Genomic DNA, 9,178 nt, shown 5'->3' with positions numbered 1-9,178 from the left:
TATGGCATGAACAAAAGGCCGCCGCCTAAACAGCGGCGGCCTTTTTTTTATTATTTTTCGTAAATGATAAATAAACTCATTCCGGTTTTTTGCAGGTGCTGCGTCTTACTTAGGTATGTGGACAAATCGGGTCGAGCAGGACGCCCAGGCACCGGGTTTGTTCAGTAAAGATTTCGCCGTCGTCCAGCCGAATGACCGCGCCCGGGGAGGGGCCGGTCGGCCACGCACCGACACATTGCCCCGAGGCAATCGACCGTGCGGGGTCTCTTGTGCTGGCGAGCGGCGGGCCCTTCGGCCCCAGGGACTTTTTACCTTTACCAATAATAGAGAGCACGATGTCATCCATTCATGAGTTGAAACCTCTGTTCAAGGCACTCGTCATGTCCCGCGGTCTGCGTTCGCGTCGGGTGTTGACCGGGCTGGGGCTGGTTTGTGTACTGCCACTCAGCGCTCAGGTGATGGCGCAAGACGTCAGTATCAACATTCCTGCGCAACCGCTGCCGCAGGCATTGCAAGCGTTCGGTCAGCAGACCAACCAGCAAGTGATCTACAACGCCGACGAGATGGCTGGCCTGAAAAGCAATCGCGTCAGCGGCAAGATGACCCCGCAGGCGGCCATCGCCGAATTGCTCAAGGGCACCGGCGTGCGCTACAGCGTCGAGGGCAACACCCTGATGCTGGTACGCGGTTCCGCCACTGAAGGCCTCGAGCTGGGCGCGACCACCATCAGTACACAGGAATTGGGCGCGACGACCGAGGGCAGCCACTCATACACCAGCAATGCTGTGACCATTGGCAAGGGCACCCACACCCTCAAGGAAATTCCCCAGTCGGTCACCGTGATGACGCGCAAGCAGATGGATGACCAGAACCTGGTCAGCCTCAAGGACGCCGTCAACCAGACCACCGGCATCGTCGGCCTGCAGGGCGTCGGCCAAGGCATGATCCTGTCGTCACGCGGTTTCCAGATCGACGATTGGCAGTACGACGGCGTGCCGATCCTGCGTAACAACTATTCGCTGGGTAACTGGGCGACCCAGGACCTGATCTTCTTCGACCGCCTGGAAATCATGCGCGGCGCCGCTGGCCTGCTGCAAGGCACTGGCAGCCCCGGTGGTGCCGTCAACCTGGTGCGCAAGCGTGGCCAGAGCGCACCGACCGTGACCCTGACCGGCAAGGCCGGCTCCTGGGATCACTACGGCCTGCAACTGGATGCTGGCGGCCCGCTGAACGACGCCGGCAATATCCGCGGCCGCGTCGTCATCGACGAAGACCAGAGCAACTCGTTTGTCGACCATGCGTGGAACAAGACCCACTCGCTGTACGGTGCGTTGGACGTCGACCTGAGCGAAGACACCACCCTGGGCTTCGCGATCAGTCAATCCAACGGTGAATCGCGCGGCAACATCCGCGGCCTGCCACGTTACGCTGACGGTTCGATGCCGGACGTGTCGCGTTCGACCTACACGGGTGCGCGCTGGAACCGTTCAGAAATCGATGTCACCACCTACTACACCGACCTGGAGCATCGCTTCAACGAGGACTGGGCGCTCAAGGTGGGGGCCGTGTACATGACAGAGGACAACCAGGCGAAAAACCAGCGAGTGCAAAGGAATGGCGGCCTCTTGGCTGATGGCAGTGGCGTGCAATATGCCGATTTCCTGACTGATTTCCAGTCCACGAAGTCTGGTCTCGACATGAACCTGAACGGCAAGTTCGAAGCCTTGTCGATGGAGCAGGAAGTCATGCTGGGCGGCAACTTCTCTCAGTTGGAGACGGATGATCGCTACGCCCGTACATTCAACAGCACCAGCGACTCTATCTTCGATCTGAACAATGACCGTCCAGACATCAGCTACGAGAGTCTGATCGCTGCGGGCGGTCAGGGCACCCTTAGTAAGTACGATATTCGCCAGAAGGGCGTGTACGGCACTTGGCGTGTCAAGCCGGTCGACGACCTGACGCTGGTGCTGGGTTCCCGGGTCAGTTGGTATGACTCCAGCTACAAGTCGAAAATCGAAAAGTCCACCGGTATCACACGCGTCGACCCAAGCATCACAACTGAAACCGGGGTGGTCACGCCCTACGGCGGTATCATCTATGACCTGAGCCGTGAGTGGGCGGTGTACGCCAGCTACACCGACATATTCCAGCCGCAAACCGAACACGATACCAGCGGTACGGTGCTCAAGCCCATCGTCGGCACCAACTACGAAGTTGGCCTCAAGGGTGAGTTGATGGACGGTCGGGTCAATACCTCCCTGGCGATCTTCCGTTACGACCACGAAAACCGTGCCATCGACGACAGCTCTAACCCGGCGTGTGTTAACTCGGACTGCTCGGCAGCCTCGGGGAAAGTGCGCAGCCAGGGTTTCGATGCCGAAATCAGTGGTGAAGTGATAGACAACCTGCAGTTGTTCGCGGGCTACACCTACAACACCACCAAGTACCTGGAGGACCCGGAAAAGGAAGGTCGTATCTACAGTACCTGGACGCCGAAACACATGCTGCGTGTGTGGGGTAACTACCAGTTCACCGGTGACTGGAGCCGTGTCAGCACCGGCTTGGGCTTCACCACCCAAAGCCACACGATGGTTTATGACTATGACCGTGAAATCCCGGGTTACACCGTATGGAATGCCCGCGTCGGCTACCAGCTGACGCCGGAAATCGCCTTGGCGGTCAATGCCAATAACCTGTTCGATAAGACGTACTTAACGTCGGCTTACAACCAGCTCAATGGCAACAACAACTTTGGTGATCCGCGTAACCTGATGTTCTCTGTGAAGTACACTCCGGAGTTCTGATTCTCGCGGGAATGAAATAGACGCTGTCTTGTGCGTACTGTTGTTTGTTTAAGGAAACGGCGCTTTTTCCGGGTAGGGGAAGCGTCGTTTTCTTTTGGGTTGGATTGGAGTGGATTGGGGGCATATCCGTTGCTGCGGTAACGGCCACTTATGGTTCCGCTCTTACAGCGGGTCACTTTCGAAAAGCGCGAAAGTAACCAAAGCGCTTCTGCCCCACCACTCGGTGCCGAGCCTAGGCGAGGCACCGAGTGGTGGGGCAAAGCGTTTTTGGTTACTTTTGGCTGGTCCGGCTCCCGGCTCTTCCAAAAGTGACCCGCTGTAAGAGCGGAACCGCCAGTGGCCGTTACCGAAGAAACGGATATACACACCAACGTTCGGGGAACACAAAACCGGCTGTCGGCGCTATTGCTCCTATGCCGTGCTGCCCAGAAAAGCCTCAACCAGCGAATCAAGCAACCCATCATCAAAGATCATACCGCGGTGACGCAACGGCGAGCGCACCGAGCATTGCAGCTCCCCGGTCAGGCTGTAACCCTTGATCAAGCCCTCGCAGAACGCCAATTCGTCCGGCGTTTTTTCCGCCTGGGTCCACCAGCAACTAGGGCGTACCCGTACCGGTTTGAAGCTGAACCCGTCAAAAGCTTCCAGCAACCGATCATGCACCGAGAACGCCTGGGCGTTCATGACTTCATCCTTGACGCTCTGCACGATTGACAGCAAGTCGCCGCGCCCCGGCTCGATCTGGCGGGTGGCCCATTCATGGAAAGCCTGGACCGTGCTGTCGGGGTGTTCTTGTCGGTAGGCCGCCGTGCGTTCGGTGAGGGTCGGGAACAGCAGGTCGAAATATTCGATGGCCTCAAGCAGATCCTGGGAGGCCGGATCGGCGGGTTCATCGTCTGGCAAATGCCGATGACGCGACAAGGTGGCCGGGTACAGGTGTTCAGGAATCGTGCTGTCCACCAGCCCGAGGAAGCTGACGGTGTGGCCCTGGCTTTCCAGCGTCGCTGCGATGTCCAGCGCAATGGTCCCGCCCAACGACCAGCCCATCAGGTAATACGGGCCTTGAGGTTGGGCCGTGACGATTTCCCGGCTGTAATCGGCAATCATCTCGCGCCAGGCATCGGGGTTCGCCTGGGGTTCGCTGAAACCACGGTGCATGACGCCGCTGACGCGCGCCCGGTGATTGAGTTTGCGTGCCAGGGGCTGGTAACAGAACACGATGCCCCCGCTGGGGTGCAGGCAAAACAACTGCGGCGCATTGGCGGGAGCGTTGTTCAAGGGGACCAGGCATTGGGTCTGCTCCCGATGATTTTGCGCAATGAACAGCGCCAGCTGCGCGACGCTCGGATTGGCCAGCAACGCTTGCAGGCGCACGCTGATGTTCAGGCGTGCCTTGAGGTTGGCAATTAGCTCGATCGCCAGGATCGAATGCCCGCCCAGTTCAAAGAAGCTGTCGTTGATGCCCACGCGCTCAACCCTGAGGGATTGTTGCCAGAGCTGCGCCAGCGCCTGTTCCAATGGCGTACGCGGCGCCACGTAATCGGCATGCCGGAGAGCGGTATCAGGTTCCGGCAAGGCCTTGCGGTCGAGCTTGCCATTGGCATTGAGCGGCCAGTGATCGATGAACAGCAGGTGACTGGGCACCATGTAGTCCGGCAACTGCGCTTTGAGGGCGGCCAACAGACCTTCGCGTAACTCGGCCGTGGACGCTTGCGCGGCAATCACGTAAGCGACCAGTTGCAGGCCGGTCGGGCCTTCATGGGTCAACACGACGCAATCCTGGACCGCAGGCAGTGTTTGCAGACGTGCCTGGATTTCCCCCAGTTCGATGCGGAAACCGCGGATCTTGACCTGATGATCCAGGCGCCCGATGTATTCGATGCTGCCGTCGCTGCGGTAGCGTGCCAGGTCGCCGGTGCGATACAGGCGGCCACCCGGCAGCGGATCGAACGGGTCGGGGATAAAGCGGCTGGCGGTCAGGTCGGCGCGCTGGTGGTAACCACGGGCCAGACCGGCTCGGCCGACATACAACTCACCGATGCAACCCTTGGGCACCGGGTTCAGGTGGGCGTCGAGCAAATACCAGGACAGGTCGACGATGGGCTGGCCGATAGGGCTCGCGGCCTCGCTGTGCAAGTCAGCGATCGACAGCGGCCGCCAGGTGACGTGGACCGTCGTTTCGGTGATGCCATACATATTGATCAAGTGAGGCGACTGGTCGCCGAAGCGTTCGAACCAGGGGCGCAAGCTCTGCACGTCAATCGCTTCGCCGCCAAAAATGACTTGGCGCAACCGGTGGGCCAGAGGTTGGTCAGGCGCGCAGGCGACCTGCAGCAACGCCTTGAACGCCGAGGGCGTCTGGTTGAGCACCGTGACGTTTTCCTGGCAAACCAGGGCGTAGAAATCCTGGGGTGAACGGCTCACGGCGTGGGGCACGATGACCAGTCGGCCGCCGTGCAGCAGCGCGCCAAAAATCTCCCACACGGAAAAGTCGAAGGCATAGGAATGGAACAGGCACCAGACGTCCTGATGATCGAAGCCGAACCAGCGGTCAGTGGCCTGGAACAATCGGCTGACATTGTGGTGAGCCAGCAAGGCGCCTTTGGGTTGGCCGGTCGAGCCTGAGGTGTAGATCACATACGCCAGGTTATCCGGGTGCATCGGCACATCCGGGTTGTGCTCGGGATAGCCGCCATCGGCCTCGGCTGGGTCGAGCAACAGGCAGTTGATGTCGGCGGGCAACGCCAGGGATTCACGCAGATGAGCCTGGGTCAGGATCTGCGTCACGCCGCTGTCCTCGATCATGTAAGCCAGGCGATCGGCGGGGTAGGCCGGGTCCAGCGGCACGTAGGCGCCACCGGCCTTGAGAATCGCCAGCAGACCAATGATCATCTGCGGCGTACGCTCGGCGGCGATGCCGACCAGCACGTCGGGTCCGACACCTTGCTCGATCAGCCGATGGGCCAGTCGATTGGCCTGGCGGTTGAGCTCGGCATAGCTCATGTGCTGCCCTTCAAAGGTCAGGGCTATGGCCTCACCGGTCGCGGCGGCATGGGTTTCGATCAACTGGTGCAAGCAGTGTTCACGGGGCAGTTGGGTCGGCTGGCGGTTCCAGTCGTGCAGGGTGTGCTGGCGTTCATCAGCACTGAGCAATTGCAGTTCGCCGAGGGCGCGTTCAGGCGTCTCGATCAGGCCCCGCATCAGGTTTTGCCAGTGGCCGGCCATGCGCTCGATGGTTTCAGTGCGGTAGAGATCACGGCTGTATTCGAACGTCGCCAGTATCTGCTGCTGTGAATAGTCGACATCCAGCGCCAAGTCGAACTTGGCCTGGCTGTCGCCCGTATCGAGAAACTCCAGGGCCAGTTCGCCTTTGGGCGAGATCGGCTGGGCCGGTGAGCCGGTGCGCCAGTTGAACAAGACCTGGAACAAGCCCTGTGCGCCGGGACGTTGCAGTTGATCGAGGATCAGCTCCAGCGGGTAGTCGGCATGTTCCAGGGCGGCGAGGGACTGGGCGCGCAAACTGCGCAGAAAATCCAACGCGCTATGGGTTGAGTCGATCCGCGTTCGATACACCTGGCTGCTGACGAAGAACCCCACCAGGTCCTGGCTTTCATGGCTGTTGCGGTTGGCGTTGGGCACGCCGACGGTGAAATCGTCCTGGTTACTGTAGCGGCCCAGCAGCAGTTGCCAGGCTCCCAGCGCCACCACGAAAGGCGTAAGCCCCTGGCGTTGGCAGAACGTGTCGAGGGCCTGGGTCTCTGCGGGGGCAAGCGTCACGTGCACGCGTCCGGTCCGGTGTTGCTGGCTTGCGGTGCGGGGGAAGTCCAGGGGCAATTCCAACGTGGGCAGGTCGTGGCCCAGGTAGTGACGCCAGTATTCGCCGCTGCGCCGGCAGGCCGTGCTTTGCAAATACTCGCCTCGCTGGTGGGTGGCGTAGTCGGCGTATTGCATGGGCAACGGCGGCAGCGGTGACGAGTCACCAAGCAAGGCCCGGGCATAGGCCTGGGTCATGTCCTGCATGAGGATCGTGTTGGACCAGGCATCGGAGACGATGTGATGCATGTTGAGCAGCAGCACATGTTCATCGCTGTCCAGCCTGAGCAGCGTTGCCCGCATCAGCGGCGCGCAGCTGAGATCGAACGGTTGCCGGGCGTGCAGCTCAATGCGCTGTGAGAGCGCCATGGCACGCGTCGGGTGGTCGAGGGCGCGGAGGTCCTCCCGGTGCAGGGTGAGGCAGGCGTGACGCTCGACCACCTGGACCGGCGCAGCGTCGATGTCATTGAACGCGGTGCGCAGGATGTCGTGTCGGTCGATGACCCGATTCAGCGCCTGTTCCAGGGCGTCGGCATTGAGCTCGCCCGTCAGGCGCAGGGCGCGTGGCAGGTTGTAGGCCGAGCGGGTTGGGTCACGCTGGTGCTCCAGCCACAGGCGTTGCTGGGCGAAAGACAAGGGCGCGCGGTCCAGCCTGCTGCTGGATCTGGTTTGCCCGTCGCGAGCGATATCCTCCAGCAGCAGCGTCAGCAGATCATCATCTAGCAGTTCGTTCATGGTGTTCTCGCGGTAAGCAGCATGGCGTCGGACGGGCTCAGGCAAACGCCGCCGGAGCTTTTTCACTGATGACCTGACCGGCCTGCATCCGCACCAGTTGATCGGCGATGTCGAAATAGCGGTCGTCGTGGGAAATGACGATGATGGTTTTGCCCAGCGCCTTCAGTTCCGGCAGCAGTTCGGTGTAGAACACGCGGCGGAACAGCGGATCCTGGTCGGCGGCCCATTCGTCGAACACCAGCACTGGGCGCTCCTCAATCCAGGCGTTGAGCAACGCCAGGCGTTTGCGCTGGCCGGTGGAGAGATCGGTGGTGCTGAAGGCGCCGTCCTGAATGCTGACCTTATGGGCGATTTCCAGACGCTCCAGGTAGCGGTTGGTGTCTTTGGGCACCTGCTGGTCGCCCTGGACCAGCTCATCGAACAGGTAGTAGTCGGCAAAAATCGTGGTGAACAATTGGCGATAATCGTCCCGCTGCGCGGCCCTTACCGGCGCGCCGTCCAGGAGGATTTCGCCGCCCTGGGGGAAGTAGAGACCCAGCAGCAATTTGATCAGCGTGGTCTTGCCGCCACCGTTCTCGCCGACGATGAACACAATGTCACCTTGGGCGATGGACAGGTTGACCGGTCCCAGGGCGAAGGGTTGGCTGCCTTCGACCACCGGGAAGGCGTAGTGCACATCACGCAGTTCAAGCTGCCGGAGCGTCGGCTTGGCAACGCTCTTGTCGTCTAGCAGCAGGTGCGGCTCCGGTGAGGAAAACTGCTCGTCAAGCTCGGCAATGCGCTGGAAGGCAATGTGTGCCCGGCTGATCACCGGCAAGGTCATCACCAGGTATTCCAGCGGGCCCTTCATGTACAGCAGCACCAGCACGAAACCGCTGAGCACGGCTTTATCCGTGCCCAGCCACAGCGATTGCAGGGCCAGGACCAGGCCAATGACCACAAAAAACAGCATCGAGCCGAAGGTCTTGGCCACCACGAAGGTGTTGACCGAACGGATGTTGGTTTCGCAGATGTAATCGGCGGTCGCTTCGATGCGCTGTCTGAACATGCGTTGGCGACGTGGGCGATGAATGCGCAGTTCCTTGGCCCCGGCGGCGATGGCGCCGTAGTGTTTTTGCAGCGCGTCTTCGGCCTCGCGGGCGGCTTCGAAACCCCTGATGCCATGGGCCCGCGCCAGGTACTGCACGACCGTGCCGATCACCAGGGCCACCAGCAGCAGCAAGAACATCGGCAGTGACAGGTAGGCCAGGTAACCCAGGCAACCGAGGGTGACCGTGAAGGCAATGGCCAGCGGGGCGAAAGAAAAGGCGAAGTCGCTGACGGTGTTGACGTCGTGGGTCAACACCGGGATGAGCCGATGGCTGCGATAGCGTTCGATCTGCTCGATGGGCGCCAGCAAGACTTTCTTGCCCAGGGATTTACGCAGCTCGGCGATGATGTTCTGCCCGACATGGTTGGTGCCGATGTCGGAAAGAATCGAGGTCAACAGCGCCGCCGCGCAAAGCCCGGCGAACGTCGCCAGCACCTGGGGTGTGGGCGCTGTGGCGGCGTTCAGGGCGTCGTTGATGGTTGCCAGCAGGGCGGTGATGCTCAGGCCGCCCAGCATGCCCAAGAGGATGGAGCCTACGACAATCAGCCGGAAGGGTTTGAGCAGGCTGAACAGTTCATTGATCACCCCGCGTGTTGGTTGGCTCATGGAGGTTTCCCTGCTTGATGAAAAGGTCGAAGGCCATCGCGGGTGGTTGCCGGGAGGGCTTTAGGGCGCAGGCGCGCTGGATTGGGTTGTGCCCATCTTTAGAACGATTGGAGGGGAGGGGAATTTA

General features: G+C 60.8%; 3 protein-coding genes. 1 reads left to right on the top strand and 2 read right to left on the bottom strand.

Annotated elements, in window-relative coordinates:
* Nucleotides 1-335: 335 nt before the first annotated feature.
* A complete protein-coding gene (locus tag ACWNZ1_RS25830) occupies nucleotides 336-2,807 on the top strand; it encodes a TonB-dependent siderophore receptor (protein WP_456027960.1) in 2,472 nt (823 codons plus the stop codon).
* A 411-nt stretch (nucleotides 2,808-3,218) separates the two neighbouring features.
* Here the strand turns inward: ACWNZ1_RS25830 and ACWNZ1_RS25825 are convergent, their stop codons facing one another.
* Nucleotides 3,219-7,355, bottom strand: coding sequence for an amino acid adenylation domain-containing protein (locus tag ACWNZ1_RS25825; protein ID WP_456027959.1), 4,137 nt, complete (start codon nucleotides 7,353-7,355; stop codon nucleotides 3,219-3,221).
* A 37-nt stretch (nucleotides 7,356-7,392) separates the two neighbouring features.
* Nucleotides 7,393-9,051, bottom strand: coding sequence for a cyclic peptide export ABC transporter (locus ACWNZ1_RS25820; protein ID WP_456027958.1), 1,659 nt, complete (start codon nucleotides 9,049-9,051; stop codon nucleotides 7,393-7,395).
* Nucleotides 9,052-9,178 lie beyond the last annotated feature (127 nt).

This window comes from Pseudomonas sp. CFBP 5748 (assembly GCF_053850495.1).
This window is presented reverse-complemented; position numbering and strand designations above follow the sequence as displayed.

Excerpts from the sequence above, each read along its gene's own strand:
- ACWNZ1_RS25825 (WP_456027959.1), bottom strand. The coding sequence starts at position 7,355 with ATGAACGAACTGCTAGATGATGATCTGCTGACGCTGCTGCTGGAGGAT.
- ACWNZ1_RS25830 (WP_456027960.1), top strand. The coding sequence starts at position 336 with ATGTCATCCATTCATGAGTTGAAACCTCTGTTCAAGGCACTCGTCATG.
- ACWNZ1_RS25820 (WP_456027958.1), bottom strand. The coding sequence starts at position 9,051 with ATGAGCCAACCAACACGCGGGGTGATCAATGAACTGTTCAGCCTGCTC.